The 16,131-nt window shown below is 43.8% G+C and carries 14 protein-coding genes and 1 pseudogene; 10 read left to right on the top strand and 5 right to left on the bottom strand.

What is annotated here, in order from left to right; translation table 11 throughout:
* Window positions 1–120 precede the first annotated feature (120 nt).
* The gene (locus tag RH96_RS06025; RefSeq protein WP_010198530.1) at window positions 121–1,167 is read left to right on the top strand and encodes a GlxA family transcriptional regulator; all 1,047 of its coding nucleotides are present in this window, start codon (window positions 121–123) and stop codon (window positions 1,165–1,167) included.
* A gap of 221 nt (window positions 1,168–1,388) precedes the next feature.
* On the opposite strand, the gene RH96_RS06020 is transcribed toward RH96_RS06025, so the two are convergent.
* On the bottom strand, window positions 1,389–2,630 hold the full coding sequence (locus RH96_RS06020) for an LD-carboxypeptidase (RefSeq protein WP_010198528.1): 1,242 nt from the start codon (window positions 2,628–2,630) through the stop codon (window positions 1,389–1,391).
* A gap of 273 nt (window positions 2,631–2,903) precedes the next feature.
* Between RH96_RS06020 and RH96_RS06015 the strand changes: the two genes are divergently transcribed.
* On the top strand, window positions 2,904–3,380 hold the full coding sequence (locus RH96_RS06015) for a YkvA family protein (RefSeq protein WP_010198525.1): 477 nt from the start codon (window positions 2,904–2,906) through the stop codon (window positions 3,378–3,380).
* A gap of 286 nt (window positions 3,381–3,666) precedes the next feature.
* Here the strand turns inward: RH96_RS06015 and RH96_RS06010 are convergent, their stop codons facing one another.
* Window positions 3,667–3,954 (bottom strand): hypothetical protein, encoded by a 288-nt coding sequence (locus RH96_RS06010; RefSeq protein WP_010198522.1) that lies wholly within the window; start codon window positions 3,952–3,954, stop codon window positions 3,667–3,669.
* 115 nt (window positions 3,955–4,069) lie between these two features.
* Complete coding sequence (locus RH96_RS06005; protein ID WP_010196135.1) at window positions 4,070–4,624, bottom strand: hypothetical protein; 555 nt, start codon at window positions 4,622–4,624, stop codon at window positions 4,070–4,072.
* A gap of 394 nt (window positions 4,625–5,018) precedes the next feature.
* Between RH96_RS06005 and dnaQ the strand changes: the two are divergent.
* The 8 genes and pseudogenes from dnaQ to RH96_RS05960 all read left to right on the top strand — a co-directional run bounded on the left by dnaQ (window position 5,019) and on the right by RH96_RS05960 (window position 13,757).
* Window positions 5,019–6,622: pseudogene (gene dnaQ, locus RH96_RS15305) on the top strand (DNA polymerase III subunit epsilon).
* Window positions 6,623–6,769: 147 nt separating this feature from the next.
* Complete coding sequence (locus RH96_RS05990) at window positions 6,770–8,452, top strand: hypothetical protein (RefSeq protein WP_010198519.1); 1,683 nt, start codon at window positions 6,770–6,772, stop codon at window positions 8,450–8,452.
* 345 nt (window positions 8,453–8,797) lie between these two features.
* Window positions 8,798–9,463, top strand: coding sequence for an NAD(+) diphosphatase (nudC, locus tag RH96_RS15335; protein WP_010198517.1), 666 nt, complete (start codon window positions 8,798–8,800; stop codon window positions 9,461–9,463).
* A 190-nt stretch (window positions 9,464–9,653) separates the two neighbouring features.
* Window positions 9,654–10,487 (top strand): RnfABCDGE type electron transport complex subunit B, encoded by an 834-nt coding sequence (locus tag RH96_RS05980; RefSeq protein ID WP_010198515.1) that lies wholly within the window; start codon window positions 9,654–9,656, stop codon window positions 10,485–10,487.
* Between the two features lie 84 nt (window positions 10,488–10,571).
* Window positions 10,572–11,267 carry an endonuclease III gene (gene nth / locus RH96_RS05975; RefSeq protein ID WP_010196146.1) on the top strand — a complete coding sequence of 232 codons (696 nt, stop codon included), beginning with the start codon at window positions 10,572–10,574 and terminating at the stop codon, window positions 11,265–11,267.
* 90 nt (window positions 11,268–11,357) lie between these two features.
* Complete coding sequence (locus RH96_RS05970; RefSeq protein ID WP_010196150.1) at window positions 11,358–11,954, top strand: DJ-1/PfpI family protein; 597 nt, start codon at window positions 11,358–11,360, stop codon at window positions 11,952–11,954.
* A gap of 165 nt (window positions 11,955–12,119) precedes the next feature.
* Window positions 12,120–13,286 (top strand): methionine adenosyltransferase, encoded by a 1,167-nt coding sequence (gene metK, locus RH96_RS05965; RefSeq protein ID WP_010196152.1) that lies wholly within the window; start codon window positions 12,120–12,122, stop codon window positions 13,284–13,286.
* Between the two features lie 84 nt (window positions 13,287–13,370).
* A complete protein-coding gene (locus RH96_RS05960) occupies window positions 13,371–13,757 on the top strand; it encodes a DUF3144 domain-containing protein (protein ID WP_010196153.1) in 387 nt (128 codons plus the stop codon).
* A gap of 496 nt (window positions 13,758–14,253) precedes the next feature.
* Here RH96_RS05960 and RH96_RS05955 read toward each other — a convergent pair whose 3' ends face one another.
* Both RH96_RS05955 and RH96_RS05950 read right to left on the bottom strand, forming a co-directional pair.
* Window positions 14,254–14,592 carry a RidA family protein gene (locus RH96_RS05955; RefSeq protein WP_026037053.1) on the bottom strand — a complete coding sequence of 113 codons (339 nt, stop codon included), beginning with the start codon at window positions 14,590–14,592 and terminating at the stop codon, window positions 14,254–14,256.
* A 59-nt stretch (window positions 14,593–14,651) separates the two neighbouring features.
* Window positions 14,652–15,899 carry an NAD(P)/FAD-dependent oxidoreductase gene (locus RH96_RS05950; RefSeq protein ID WP_010196161.1) on the bottom strand — a complete coding sequence of 416 codons (1,248 nt, stop codon included), beginning with the start codon at window positions 15,897–15,899 and terminating at the stop codon, window positions 14,652–14,654.
* Window positions 15,900–16,131: the final 232 nt, after the last annotated feature.

The raw sequence follows: 16,131 nt of genomic DNA, 5'->3' as shown, positions 1-16,131 counted from the left end.
ACATAATTATGGTCAAATAAGACATATCATCTAACCTATAGTGAGTGAATTTCAAATTACGTATCGTGCAGCTGGTGAATATCAGCCATAAATTTGCATACACTTAAAGGAAGCCAAATTTTGCCCTACTTCAAACCGTTTAAAGTGATTATCGTTGGCTTCGATGGCGTGCTCGGCAGTGTGCTCGCTGGGGCGCTAGATTTATTTTCATTTACTGGCGTCAGCTGGCAACGATTTTTGGATGAAGAAGTAGAGCCTAGATTTAGTGTGCAGATTGCAAGCTTAGGTGGCGCGGATATCAGATGTAGCAATCGTTTGATTATGCGTGCGCATTGCGATATTCAGGAAGTCACAGAGTGCGACTTACTATTAATTCCAACCATTGGCGATTCAATCGATAAAGTATTGAGCCAAAATAGTGAGTTAATTCCGCATATAAAGCGACTGGCGAATACCAAGGCGGATATCGCTAGTAATTGTAGCGGGGCTTTCTTTTTAGCAAAAGCAGGCTTGCTCGATGGCAAAGTAGCGACCACCCATTGGGGCTATGCCAGTAAGTTTAAGGCAGATTTTCCACTGGTTGATTTGCAAGAAAATCAATTTGTCACTCAATCAAAGAATCCATCAAAGAACCAGCCAAAAAGTGATTTAGCACACCAATCAGGCAATATATTTTGTGCGGCAGGTGGTAGCGCCTTTTATGACTTGGGATTGCTATTAATTGAGCGGTACTGCGGGCGTGAGATTTCTACCCAAGTGGCAAAAACCCAGATTATTGATAGCAAAAGAGGCAATCAAAACAGCTATACCAATGTGACATTGCATAAACCACATTCAGATCAGCTGGTTAAGCAAGTACAAGAGTTTATCGAGGAAAACTTCAAGCAATCTATTCAAGTTAGCGGCTTGGCAGCCATGGTAAATATCACGCCGCGCACCTTAAACAGACGCTTTCAATCCTGCGTGGCGATGCGCCCGATTGAGTATATTCAAGCGGTGAGAATTGAGCAGGCCAAGCGCTTACTGGAATTGGGCGATGTGACGATAAAATCGTTAGCGGAGCAAGTTGGCTATGATGATATTTCCTCATTCACTAGGCTTTTTAAACGCGCTACTGAACTGACCCCGAAAGAGTATCAGGATAAATTTTCACGCTTGGCGATTTAACTTTATAGTAGATTTTTTAGAAGTAATACGTTGCTGCAACAAATTTATCACAGCAACAATTTTATATAATTAATTCGATATAAAAACGATACAGCGAGACGAAAAGTTGTTTTTCGCAGCATCTGTCGGCGTAGGCACAGCACGCAAGAAAAACAACTTTTCATTGAGCGACTTGATAGTTACGTATCTGATTTATTTAGATTCGACTATAAAGCTAAATTTTATTGCCACAAGCCTTCAACATGAATGGCATCGGACTTAATAGTAGGATAATCGCTAAATGCCAACTGATAGCCATCGACTGTATTGGCGCTAAGCTGGCACGTCGCCCCCAGTGGAAAGCTGTGCTTTTGACCAATATGACCAAAGCGCATGCCGCTATAAATCGGTAGCCCTGTCAGCTTATGCAATTGACGAATCACGGTGGCGACATCATAACGCTTGTCATAGCTGTCCTCACCTGCGCCCGATAGCGCGCCAAACACGATGGCTTGCTGATCTTTAAACACACCTGCCAAATACAAATCATACAGCATGCGCTCAATACGATAGGCTTGCTCGCCGACATCTTCTAAAAATACGATACCGCCAGCAATCCGTGGTACATACTCACTGCCTGCCAGCGCCGATACGACACTCAAATTGCCACCCCAAATAGTGCCCGTTATCGTTTTTGGCTCAGAACTTGACAGAATACTCGGTAAATTTGGACTGGTTAAAGACGCATCTGGTATATTGATAGTCAGATTTGGATTGGTTAATGCTTCCGCAAATTGTCGACAGCTGACTTGGTCGGGTTTGGTTTTGCCAAACTCACTATAAAGCATCGGGGCAGCAAGCGAGCTCATATCACCCTTTGCCAGCAATGCACACTGAATCGCGGTCACATCACTAAAGCCCGCCAGTATCGTGCCACGCTCCTTCATAATACGACCAAGCGTCGACCAATCCACCATCGGCAATAAACGCACAGCACCATAGCCACCGCGTACCCCAAGTAGCAGTTTAGGCGCTTTAATCGCACCCGTAGCGATATTTTGCAAATCACTAGCGCGCTGCGAATCCGTACCTGCAAAGCGCAAATACTGCCGTTTGGTAACCGTAGGATTGTCGACTTTGAAGCCCGCACAAGCCATGCGATCTAACGCCAATTCATTACGCTCGTCACTACCACCGACGTTGGAGCTGGCAAAAAGCCGCGTCTCAATATTTGGCGTGATACAACTCGTTTGCGCCTGCAACGTTTCGGGCGCTGCTTGTTGTGCTTGTCCTGATGGCAGGCTCTCATCCATCAACGCCGTTGGCAGATCATCTTTGGTCAGTTGCGTACTGCTATTTTGCTCAGTAGTATTAGCAGCCAGCGCTTGAGTGATGCTTTGGGTCGCTAACAGCCCTGCCCCTGCGCTGATTCCGACTTGACGTAAAAACTGACGACGATTCAGCTCAGAAAATTTCTTGGTCATTACTCTACCTTTTATGCCATGCAGTTCGGGTCTATTGAACAGACATCTTTAGCACACGTTAAATATTTGTTTTTATAACATCTCATAACACTGGATTATAGCGCAGGTTTGGACAATATCGCGTCTTAAGATGGTTTAGCTCAGCTCAATCTATCGTTTCTATAGTCAACAAAACGATACAGAATCACTCACAGTCTTATTTGGTTGAAGTCGCTACTCTTGTTATAGTAAAGGGCGTTCAATAGTCTTTAATAAAAAATAAGGAATATAAGTATGGCTGACAAAGAGAAAGACAATAAAAGCCTGATAGACAGCATTAAGGTCATTTTAGGTAAAGAAGATAAGCTAAACGACCAGCTCGAAAACGGTCGCGGCCTTGAGCGTTATACCAAGGATTTGCTACTGCTGATGAGTTTAGTTAAAGATTATTATCAAGGCAACTATCGCAACATTCCCTACAAAACCATTTCTGCGGGCGTGGTCGGTCTGCTCTATGTGCTAAATCCTATTGATATTATTCCGGATTTTATCCCCTTTATCGGTCAAATCGATGATGCGTTGGTACTGAAATTTTGTCTTAAGCTCATGGAAAAAGATTTGCGCAAGTACAAGACTTGGAAAGATCAACAAACAGCCTCTAAAGATGAAAAATCTAATAAAGACGCTGCCTCAAAGCCGACCGATAAAAAGCTAGAAGATAAGACTAAGGACACCGAAAAAAAAGCCACAAACAAAGAGTCCAAAAAGTAGTGATAGCTTTAAATTAACATTAATAATAAAGAAACGGTCAATGAGCTATTCATTGACCGTTTCTTCGTATTAGGGGCGTGACCTCAATTCAAGCGATTATATCTAAATGGGCTAAAAATGGCTAAATTTTGCCAAACATCGTCAAATAGCTGATCAATATCACGATATTATTTGCGCTATTTTCCTCGTTTGACTGCAATTTATCTCATTTTTATGACCATTTTTAAAATGAGAACACGCCCTAGATTAACGACATTTTTATCTATTTTACTTTTTCAAAATTTTATCAATCCGGCACATCATAACGGGCTTTTTCGGGATTAAGACCGAATGAATACACAAAGGTCGCAACGAGGCTGTTTATAATGATGAACGGGAAATCGATAGCGGTATGTCCAAGCACGTAGCGACCGATGAGCCATGAGACAATCAGCATAACAATAAAGAACCCGCCCAAATACGCCAAGATAGCTGGATGCTTAAGATTGTAAGGCTGCTCAGGTTCAGGTTTTTTGTTTAATACATAGGTTCTTATCGCCCAACCAGCCGCATAAGAAAATCCACCCAACACCACATAACTAAAAAATTCATATTACCTGACTCTAATGACTTAACTACTTATGAGAAAAGACTACTTATAAGAATAGACTGCTTATAACAAAAGATTGTTTATAATCGATGACCTATGCTTAGCTGCCTGTACCGACATTATCAATAATAATATTGGCATGCGGATTGGCTAAAATATCAGTATTAACGTCATCACACTCTACGCGATAGATAGTATTGGCACCGCGATAAATATACGACAAATACTCACTGTCCAGTAGCGGATCGATATTGGCATAGACAGGCTTCACATGAGCCAGTACCAGCACTCTATCGGGACGGCCAATGACAGCGTCAACATTATCAGGATCTATAGAGAAAAACGTGGGTATCTCGCTACTTTCGAGCACTTCTAACGGCTCGGCGTCATCCCAGACGCGCCCGCTACTTGCCGGCTCTTTCATTTGCATCATCCATGTGCCACCCTGCTGACTGACTTTTATTTGCGCAGGCTCATCATGACTGACCGTATAGCAGCCTTCAAAGACAGACAGATCTGCTGCCGCTTCAACTACGTCGGTATCGGCTTGGGTGCTAGTATCATTGCAAGCGCTCAACAGTAACGCGCTACTCGCAGTGATACTGACCATCAACAGCGTCAATCTTTTATAAAAAACGTTTGAGCGTAAGGACATAATAGGGTTATCCTGCATTCGTGCATTAAAACTTTTAGGAAGATAAGAAGAAAGCTGTCGTTAATCAGTGCCGTTCGTGAGTTATGAGGAAAAAGTAGCCACTGAAACTGCCCTTTAAATGACTATTCACGCTACTTTAGGATGTTAGTAGTCTGATACTCATGCCGTCAGGGGCTCGTTTCCTTATAACAATTCTGCCTATTTTAACAGAAAACGGAAGGCGTACTATTATGATATGTGGTTTTGCGATTTTGTGCATTACGATTGCCCATATCAACGATAGATTTGTTATACTCAAACGCATTTGAATGATGCGCCACCACTGTTTTGATGGCGCTCGAAAAACCGCTTAATTCTATTCTACGTTAATCACTTATTAGGTCATACATTTTTTATGTCAGACAATCGCACTTCTACGCCACATAGCCATAAAGACCACGCGATTGATCCGTTGGCCGCCAAAACAAATACCACGGTGGCCTACACTGATGGCGCCTGTAAAGGCAATCCGGGTGCTGGTGGTTGGGGCGCACACTTGATATTTTAGTGATGGGCACACGCAGGATTTATATGGCGGCACGAAAGAAACCACCAATAATCGCATGGAGTTAATGGGTGCGATACAGGCATTGACCCTTAGCCCGCATGAGCACAATCTCGAGATTTGGACAGACTCCAGCTATGTCAAAAAAGGCATTACTGAATGGATTGAAGGCTGGAAAAAACGAGGCTGGAAAACAGCCAGTAAAAAACCCGTTAGCCAATCAAGACCTTTGGCAACAATTAGACGCGTTATGCCAACAGCGCGACGTTGACTGGCATTGGGTGAAGGGTCACGCTGGACATGCAGGTAATGAAAAAGCGGACGAGCTGGCAAACTTAGGCGTGACGTCCAGCAGTGAAGGTTTATCGACAAGAGATGCGCAAGAAATGGCTAAAAAAAAAGAGCCAATAATGCCTAATGAATCGCAAAACACCTCTAATCAAAGCGCCTCTAATAATGATGACTGGCTAAAATATGATCCGTTAGGTCTTGATATGGATGACGAGCTTGACGAAGAAGTGCTCGATTATGAGGCCCTCGATGATGAAGCATTCGACAACCCTCTATTAGACGAACAAAGCCATGACAATGCTAGCAAACCAATGAGTACCACAGACATGCCAGAAGCCCAGACGATGACGACTGACACCATAATGAATAATGACAATCCAGATACGCCGACTGATGAGCCAAAATTTGACGGTGACACCAGCCGTGCCAATCCATATTTTAAGCCATTGCTACCCAAGCCAGTAAACCGTCACCAATCTGATCGTCAGCTGATTATGGATACCGAGACCACAGGACTTGATGCCCTAAAAGGCGATCGTATCGTCGAAGTCGGCATCGTTGAGATGGTTGGGCGTAAATTACCGGTGAAAAGCTACACGTCTATATCAATCCGCAGCGCGGTATGGATGAGGAAGTTATTCGTATTCATGGTATCTCAGAAGCGTTTTTGGCTGATAAACCGACCTTTGATCAAGTTGCTCAGTCCTTGTACGACTTTATGGATGGTGCCGAAATCATCGCTCATAATGCCACCTTTGATATGAACTTCTTAAATATGGAGTTTGCTAAAGTTGGGATGAATGACTTTGCACAACGGGTAAAAGTCACTGACTCGCTAGTCATGGCCAAGCAACAATATCCAGGGCAAAAAAACACCCTAGATGCCCTCGTGCGCCGCTTAGATGTCGGTAAACAAGACCGTACATTCCATGGAGCATTATTGGACTCCGAGATTTTAGCCGAAGTCTATCTGGCGATGACTGGTGGACAAGTCACCCTCGCTATCGAAGAAGACTCTCAAGCAGACGGTGGACAGACAGCGCATGCTCACTTTGCCAATTTTGGCCTCTTTATTACTAGCATCACCCACTGATGAGACGGCCAATCAGAGTTGGTATAGCGAGTTAGCCGAAGAATATTCTGAATTAAAAGCCAACATATAGCATGTGATTAAATAACCTTTTATACTGACATTTGGATACTGTATAGTTTTGATTATCATCATGAGCGTTATCGGTTACTCATAAACGCCTGTTAAATCATCGTCTAAATGATCGCTATTTTCATCAGTACGTTATGGAAAAATAACTATGAACCAGTCTACACAAATGAAATTAACTGCCCCAACGCTTAGTGTTACTGACTTTAACCTGCCATCGCTACATCTGTTGCATGATGAAATTATCGTCACCCTTAAAGACACTGAGATTCATCTGAGCGAATTTAACGATGACAATAGTCAATCTCCTTTATTATTAGACTCTATTACTGTGCTAAAGCAGCTGTCTTGTATTTTTGAATTGATTTCTTTGGTTGGTGCAGAAGTGTTAAATACCGCCATCGTCAATGGCTTACAGCGCCTTTATATCAGTGGTGATAATAACGATACTGCGTTGATTATGGATCTGTCAGAAGCCATCATGACTCTGGATCGTTATGTGGAATTTGTGCTATTGACTGAGTCAGTAGAGCCAACTTTGCTATTACCTATCATTAATAAGCTTAATGCTCATGGACAGCTCGCGCCTATCGAAGCAGACTATTTTGCGACATTTGGTAGTAGCAGTGTCATTATTGCCAACCCTGAAAAAAACTTTCAGCCCTTGCACGAGCTTAACCTCGACAGTGAGCTGCTGACCTATGCCTATCGTAGTGGTCTTGGGATTGCACTGCTCAATCAAGATGGCGTAGTGAGCCAAGATGCTCAACAAAATCTAGATGCCATGAGTGCTGCATGTGCGTTGATAGCCGCTCATAGCAACAGTCTATTCTGGCAAGCCGCTACTGCTGCGGTCACTGATCTTGCGACCATTTTGCCACTTAACCTCAGCCAGAAGCATACGCTCATTTATCTAGAGCAGCAGTTCCAAAGCTATCTACCCATCATGGACACGCGTTTTGCTGATTTAGTCAGTTTTGCTTGTCAGCGCGATAACGAAGCAGCAAAACTGCTGCGTGAACAATATGCGTCCAATCAATTAGAAGGCCCACAGCGCGAGCAAATGAAGCGCTTTTTATTCGGTCCTAATCGTGCGCTAACGGATACGTTGAACGCTATTATTCAAACGCAAATCAATACGATTAAAGAAGATGTCGATAGCTATGCACGCGGTGATTCACTCAATCCTGCTGATATGCAAACAGCACAAATTATCGAGCAGTTGACGGTACTGGGTTCAGCATTACGCTTGTTGGGACTGTCAAATGCGGCGACCAGCCTGAATGCAGCAGCAGATGCAGTAAGCAAATGGCGCACACCCTCACCTGAAGATTTTGATTATCTACTATTGGCATTAATGCATGCTGAAAACGCTACTATCGCCATGGCTGAGATGCATACCCCAGGGGCGATCTACTTGCCACTCAATAACCCCCATATCTCGTTGCATCAGCTCAATACAGCTTATGATACTTTAATACAAGAAAGTCGTACTGCCATTGCTAGTGCCGAGCAAGCGATTAACGATTACTTATCTGAGCCTGAGCGCGATATGCTCAACATTCAAAACATACCTGAAATGCTACGTCAAGTAGCAGGCGCGGTACGCTTTTTACAACTGCTAACACCGGCCAGTATGCTGAGTCAATTGGCCAACTATATACAGCAACGTATCGAAAGTGGCAATCGCATCGATGACAGCACCTTAGCTTATATCGCTGACGTTATTATGGCTGTTGATCATCATTTAGATGGTTTTGAGCACAACCGTCCAGTGAGTAAACAAGCGCTTAATGTCGGTCAAAGAAGCTTAAGCCAATTACTTGCCGCTTAATGATTTTAGCGGTATCTGTGCTGACGAGTAATTTAAAACTTTATTTTAAACAAGTTCGTATCTCATTTGCTACGTACTTGATTTAGACCGTTTGGAAACCTGCTTATGACTCGCGCTTTTTGTATTTAGTGATGATACCTTACTCTGCCATCAAACGATCAATGGCTGGTGGCCATTGCACATCCAACTACCACCGTTCAATATCAGTAAAATAACAGTGACAGTAACAGTGACAAAGAGCTACAGCCTACCTATCAGATAGGCAACGTAGCACTACTCGAAAGCCTAGCACCAAGTCACTGGCAGTCTGAGGCTAATGATAGTATCAATGATGGTACAGAGAGTTTGGTTGCGACTGAGTCTAATTCTAAAACTACCGAGGACGCTGCCACTTTCACTGCGCAAGCAGCCAATGCCATCACGTATGATTATGCAGTAGCGCATGATATCGCATTGCCTATTATTGCAGAGGGCAGCGGGAACGCTTTTGTGCCGTATCGACAGCTTATCACGCAGTTACCTGCCGCCTTATCAGCTCAGATTAGCCAAGCCATACAGCTGTTACGCTGGCAGACAGATACGCAGTTTTGTAGTCGCTGCGCATCCCCAGTCGTTCATGCCACAGCAGATGAGCGCGCCATGGTCTGTCCAGTATGCCGATTACGCCAATACCCCCGTGTCCAGCCTTGCGTCATCACGGCTATCACTCGACCGAACCCTCAAACCGGTGAAATGCAAATTCTGCTCGCCCATCATCACCGCTATGGAGAACAAAAGCGCCCCCTAATGTACGGCTTGATTGCAGGTTTTGTAGAAGTGGGTGAAAGTCTAGAGCATGCGGTAGTGCGAGAAGTAGCAGAAGAGGTGAATATTAGCCTATCAGATATTCGCTATGTCAGCAGTCAGCCATGGCCATTTCCTTCTAATTTAATGCTTGGCTTTCGCGCTTCTTATGCGGCTGGCGATATTGTAATACAAGAAGATGAGCTGTCACACGCCGATTTTTTTTGACCTCTCTAATCTGCCCAAAATACCGTTTAAGGGCAGCATTGCCTACGAGCTGATCGCCCAGATTGCCCATGAACAAGGCATCGCACTATAGTAGATTGGTTATCTACTATAATACAAGCGCCTCACTTTAATGTCTCTATCCATGTTAATAACGCCAGTCTTGATGACCGATGTTAAGGTTTTTAATTAAATGCAAAGCAGTAGTAATATTCGTCTAATCAATCTACCCATACTGTTCGATACCTTGAATATCGAAACATTGCCTGCTGATATGCAAGCAAAAATTGCCCTTATTGATGCCTGTCTGCCGCAGACGCAGTGCGGTCTGTGTGAACATCCAGACGGTTGCCTGCCTTATGCTACCGCTATTGTAGTAGATAACGAGCCGTATAATAAATGTGTGCCGGGCGGTCAACCTGTTACCGATGCTATTGCGCAAATCGTGACTCTTGACAGTGATGAAACAACCTTCAAAGCCGCGCCATCTCAGTGGCCGATAGACGCCACATCGACGCGACCGACCGAGGTACGCGCCGTCATCCGTGAAGATGACTGTATCGGCTGTACTAAATGTATACCCGCCTGCCCCGTCGATGCTATCGTTGGTACTGGCAAGCACATGCACACTATCTTTACGGACTTGTGCACGGGCTGTGAGCTTTGTATCGCACCTTGCCCAGTTGATTGCATTGATTTGGTCACGATTGAGCGCGAGCTGTCTATCTCTGAGCGCGAGGCAGAACAAGAAGACTTAAGGCAGCGCTATCATGCTCATCTTAGACGCGTCACCGAGCAGCTTGCTGATAGCAGCAATAGTAGACCGGTGGTCAGCATGGTAGAAGCAAAGCTGAGTAATGCCGCCAGTCAATCGCTGAATATCAGCGAAGCACAAGCAAAAAACACCATTGCAGCAGCCAAGCTACGCAGTAAAATCAAAAAGCTAGAAAAACAATTAAGTGCTCGTCCAAATGAGAGCAAACAAACGGATCTTGACGCATTGCAAGCCGAACTTGCGCAGCTATGACCATTTTATAAATACGTGCGTTATATAGTGGCTTCACGTTAAAAATGTTCAACAGACCCTAGACTAATTAATGGTAAAAATACCATGAGTAAAACCGTCAAGCACAAAACTGCCGATACCCCACCATCGCGGCGCATGCCCAATCGTGACGTCCGTCCATTCTTTGAAAAGTTGGCAGCGACGATTGATGAGCCAGTGACGGAATTACATTATAAAAGTAATTTTGAGCTATTGATTGCAGTCATCTTATCTGCGCAAGCGACGGATGTGAGTGTCAATATTGCCACCCAGAAATTATATCCAGTGGCGAATACCCCTGAAGCAATCTTGGCATTGGGTGAAGAGGGTTTAAAGTCCTATATAAAAAATATTGGCTTATATAATGCCAAAGCTAAAAACGTCATTAAAACCTGCCAAGATTTGATTGAGAAGTTTGATAGTACCGTCCCTGATAATCGTAAGGACTTAGAATCGCTCGCTGGCGTTGGACGCAAAACCGCCAATGTGGTCTTAAATACTGCTTTTGGGCAGCCAACTATGGCAGTCGATACGCATATCTTTCGCGTGGGCAATCGTACTGGCCTTGCCACGGGCAAAAACGTGTTAATCGTTGAAAAAAAGCTGGTCGAACGTATCCCAGACGACTTTATCGTAGATGCGCATCATTATCTGATTTTGCATGGCCGCTATACCTGCCAAGCTCGTACACCCAAATGCGGTGCTTGTCCTGTCTATGACGAATGTATGTTTAAGGACAAAGCCAAGTTTTTGGAATTGTAGTTTTAAGGATTATAGTTTTAAGGACTGTAGCTTTCAGAATTACAGCTTTCAGAATTACAAGCACTCTTTATTTAGAATTGAGGAAGCCCAATGCATACGCTAACCGCCCTACTATTTGACGATTTTGAGACCTTGGATCTGTTTGGACCTATCGAGATGTTTGGCTGCTTGCCTGAGCATTATCGTCTGCAATTTGCCTCGCTGAGTGGTGGTATCATTCACAGTAAACATGGCGTTGCGATGCAAACGGTCGCTGTCACAGAATTGGCGTATCAGACTGATATTGTATTGATGGTTGGCGGAATGGGTACTCGCCAGCAGATCAATCATAGACCGTTTTTGCAGGCGCTTACCACACTGGTTGAACACGCTGATTGGGCGCTTAGCGTTTGTACGGGTAGTGCATTATTGGCTAAAGCTGGTGTTTTGGATGGTAAGCGTGCAACGTCTAATAAGCTCTCATGGCAATGGGTAATAACGCAGTCTGATAAAGTTGATTGGGTAGAGCAAGCGCGCTGGGTCATCGATGGCAAGTTTTATACTTCTTCAGGGGTTAGTGCTGGCATGGATATGGCGCTTGGCTTTATCGCTGACAGACATGACATAGAGACGGCTCGTCAGATCGCTAACTATACTGAATATCGCTGGCAAGAAAATAGCGATATTGATGACTTTTACCATGGTTAATCCAATCCATGCCCAGTTACTTCATAATACTATCCATCGCTAGAGTTTTAACTCGATTCACGGTAAAATGTCATAATTTTTGATTCAATTTTGCCTTATTTTCCGTTAACATTTAATCCTGACTGAGTTTATAGATTACAGTCCTTGCCATTAAGCGATCCAACTATGCGTGAATACAACTTATTTACCTCAGAATCTGTGAGCGAAGGCCATCCTGATAAAATGGCTGACCAAATCTCAGATGCTATTCTTGATGCCATCTTACGTGAAGATCTCCATGCCCGCGTTGCCTGCGAAACCTTGGTTAAAACAGGTGCCGTGATATTGGCTGGTGAAGTGACCACAACGGCAAATATCGACGTCGAACGTATCGTGCGTGATACTGTCAACGGTATCGGTTATCATCATTCTGACTTGGGTTTTGATGGCGAGACGTGTGCGGTTATTAACATGCTGGGTAAGCAATCTCCAGAAATTGCCCAAGGTGTCGATCGTAGCGATCCTGAAGAGCAAGGTGCAGGCGATCAAGGCTTGATGTTTGGCTACGCCAGCAACGAGACTGAAGTATTGATGCCAGCCGCTATTGAATATGCTCATCGCTTGATGGAGCGTCAGTCTGAGCTACGCCGCGCTGGCGATCTGCCATGGTTGCGTCCCGATGCCAAGGCGCAAGTTACCCTAAAATATGATGGCACTCGTCCCGTTGCTATCGATGCTGTCGTCCTATCGACCCAGCATGATCCCAGTATCTCGCAAGCAGATTTGCAAGAAGCGATTATGGAATCTATCATCAAGCAAGTATTGCCAGCAGACCTACTGCATGCTGGCACACGCTACCACATCAATCCCACGGGCAAATTTGTCATTGGTGGGCCGGTTGGTGACGCTGGATTGACGGGTCGTAAAATCATCGTTGATACTTATGGCGGCATGGCACGTCATGGCGGCGGTGCCTTTAGTGGCAAAGACCCTTCAAAAGTAGATCGCAGCGCTGCTTATGCTGTGCGTTATGTTGCCAAAAACATCGTCGCTGCTGGGCTGGCTGACCGCTGTGAAGTGCAAGTGAGCTATGCCATTGGGGTCGCTGAACCGACATCTATCTCGGTCAACACCTTTGGTACCAGCAACATCAGCCATGACGAGATCATTCGCCTGATTCGTACCCATTTTGATCTGCGCCCTTATGGCATTACCCGTATGCTGAACTTATTGCAACCTATGTATCAGCAGACTGCGACGTTTGGGCATTTTGGTCGTCCTGGCTCTGAAACTGCCTTTACGTGGGAAAAAACGGACAAAGCTGAAATCTTAAAAGCAGACGCAGGCTTGTAAAAATACCACGTTATGTCCCTTAGTCTCTTACAAACAGACCGTCTCTATAAATCCAAAATTACCGATACTTATTAGGAATCGCTTATGTCTCAAGACAATATTCAAGACAGCAACACTCAAGACAGCAACATTCAAGACAACAATGTTGATGCTAGCGTTGAAATCACCCCTGAAATGCAGGCGTTTTATCAACGTGCCGATGCCATCATTGGTATCGCCAACAGTCAGTTGGGTTCTGATGCTCATTCAGGTCAAGTAGGCGCGTCTTTGTTGTATGCTGCCGCACGTTATAGCGCGTCAGTTGCTTCTATTGGCTTTGTAAAGGGTGATGATTTTGCCAAAGAAAAAGACGATATCGTTGAGTTCTACGTCAAACAGTATCGCCAAATGCTAAGCGACAACTTAACCGATTATGCACAAAACTTTGATAAATACGTACAATTGAACCAAGATGATAAAGTCGCTAAATAAGTCTTTTTAAACACTTAAAGCATAGCAATTATGCTTTATGGCAGGCTTAAAGATCATTAGACATTAAACCCAAGCCTAATTGTAGGCTTGGGTTTTTTATTAACCCTGAATAGTTAAGCATGCAGTCCATTCAATTTAAAAGAAATACAAGGCGACCGAGTGTAGATGTAATTACTTCAAGCGAGGTTAATACTATCACTCTTTTATATAGTCAAAATACCCCAAAAACGCTGCGATACTGCTGATATTAATTTTTTGTAGCTTCTGCCTGCACAGGCACAGCAAGCAAGCAAGCAAGCAAGCAAAAAAATTGATATCAGCATTGCGTGATGTATCGATATTACTTTTCACTGACTATAGTGGATTGACTATAGTCTTGGATGCTGGTTATCGACCATAGCATTAAAGCCTGTGCATATATTGAGCACAACATAAAAAAGGACATGATATCGCTATCATGTCCTTTTCGTTTAATACAAATATTACGTTCAGTCTACTACTCAGCAGCGATAGCGATCATCTCAACTAATAGCTCAGGACGTGCTAGTGCTGACTCGCCACAAGCACGGGCTGGAGGCTGAATGCCTTCAAACCATTTATCATAGACTTCATTCATAGCAGCAAAATCTGCCATGTCTTTGATCCAAACCGTCACTGATAGTAATTTTGATTTATCGCTACCGACTTCTTCTAGCAGCGTTTGGATCTTTTCTAAACACGTCAAAGTTTGTGCTTTGATATCGTCTTCTGTATTGCCCACTTGACCACATAAATATACGGTCTGGTTGTGGACGACAATTCTGCTCATGCGTTGAGTGCTGTGTAGTTTTTTGATCATTTTATATCCCTTCAAATTATTGATTTAAGTCTGTGCTAAATCTATCAAATGCACTTTTATTTCGAAAAACGCTGGGCGCTAAATGGCGCAACATCTACCAATAATGGCTTGTCATGAATCATCTCTTCAACGAGACGCCCTGTCATAGGCCCTAAAGTAAAACCTTGATGACTGTGACCAAACGCAAACCATAATTTGTCATGCTTATCCGCAGGACCAATAACTGGCTTCATATCTGGCATACAAGGACGTGATCCTGCCCAAGCTTCAGATTCTACCGCGTCTTCTAATGGTAAGATTTTGCGAGCTAGCTTCAATACGGTTTTTAATTGGCCAAAATTCTTTGGCGCATCCATAGTGGTCATCTCAGCACCAGTCGTGATACGGATACCTTGCTGCATTGGACCCATCACAAAGCCTTTGTCCATATCGAACATGCTGTGATTGATGGTGTTTTTTTCCGTCACTTTGAAATGCTGATGATAACCACGCATTGGGAACAATGGCAGATTATAACCAAGCGGTTTAATCAAGTCGTTCGACCAAGGACCCGCGGCGATGACCAATTTATCACTATAATACGTATCGTTATCAGTGATAACTTTCCAACCTTCGCCGTCTTGTACGATTTCTTTGACATCGCTTTCTTTGATCGTGCCGCCCATCTCTTGGAAATTTTTCGCATACGCTTTGACCAGCGAGCTTGGGTTCGATACTTGCCAAGAGTTTTTCCAATGAATCGCCCCAACGAAACCTTCAAAATTGGCGCTAGGTTCCATTGCTTTTAGCTCTTCAAGGTTTAGGACATTATGTTCAACACCTTGGTTGCGAGCATCAATGGCTGACGCTTGTGCTTCTTTAAACGTCTCTTCAGAACGATGCAACTGTAACCAGCCATCACGCGTGATAAGCTCGTCAGCACCAGATGCTGAAATCATTGTCTGATGCTCACTGGTACAATGCGCGATCAGCGTCTGCCACTCTGATTCGATTTGTTTGACAGTCGCAGGTACAGAATATTTCCAGTACTGTAATAGCGCTTGATGGTAACGCAGAATCGCTGGTATGCGATAGCGAATGTCAGTACCTTGGTTCGGTAATACTCTGATCATTTCAGTCAATTGACGAGGAAAAGGATGGGTATGAATGGCTTCACGCTGAATCAATCCAGCATTACCATACGAGGTCTCTGAACCTGGTAATTTCTTATCTAACATCAGTACTTGTGAACTATTTTTTTGTAGATGCCACGCAACTGAGGTGCCAACCATACCTGCACCGATAACGATCACTTCATAGCGCATAACCTATCCTTTTCTTAGGGTGTTAATACAGAGTATCAAATATGAGGGTCTAACAGAATTAGGTGGTAATAGTAACGCATTAGAACAAATTTTAAACCCTTATCTGACGGACTTTTTTGTTATCTAATACTTTTAGTTATATATTCGCTAGATAAGTATTTTTAAATGGAATAATGTGGCAATTAAGTGGTCATTGACGGGTTATACGAAAATATATCTAATGAATTAAGGC

This window comes from Psychrobacter sp. PAMC 21119 (genome assembly GCF_000247495.1).
Lineage (GTDB): Bacteria > Pseudomonadota > Gammaproteobacteria > Pseudomonadales > Moraxellaceae > Psychrobacter > Psychrobacter glaciei.
This window is presented reverse-complemented; position numbering and strand designations above follow the sequence as displayed.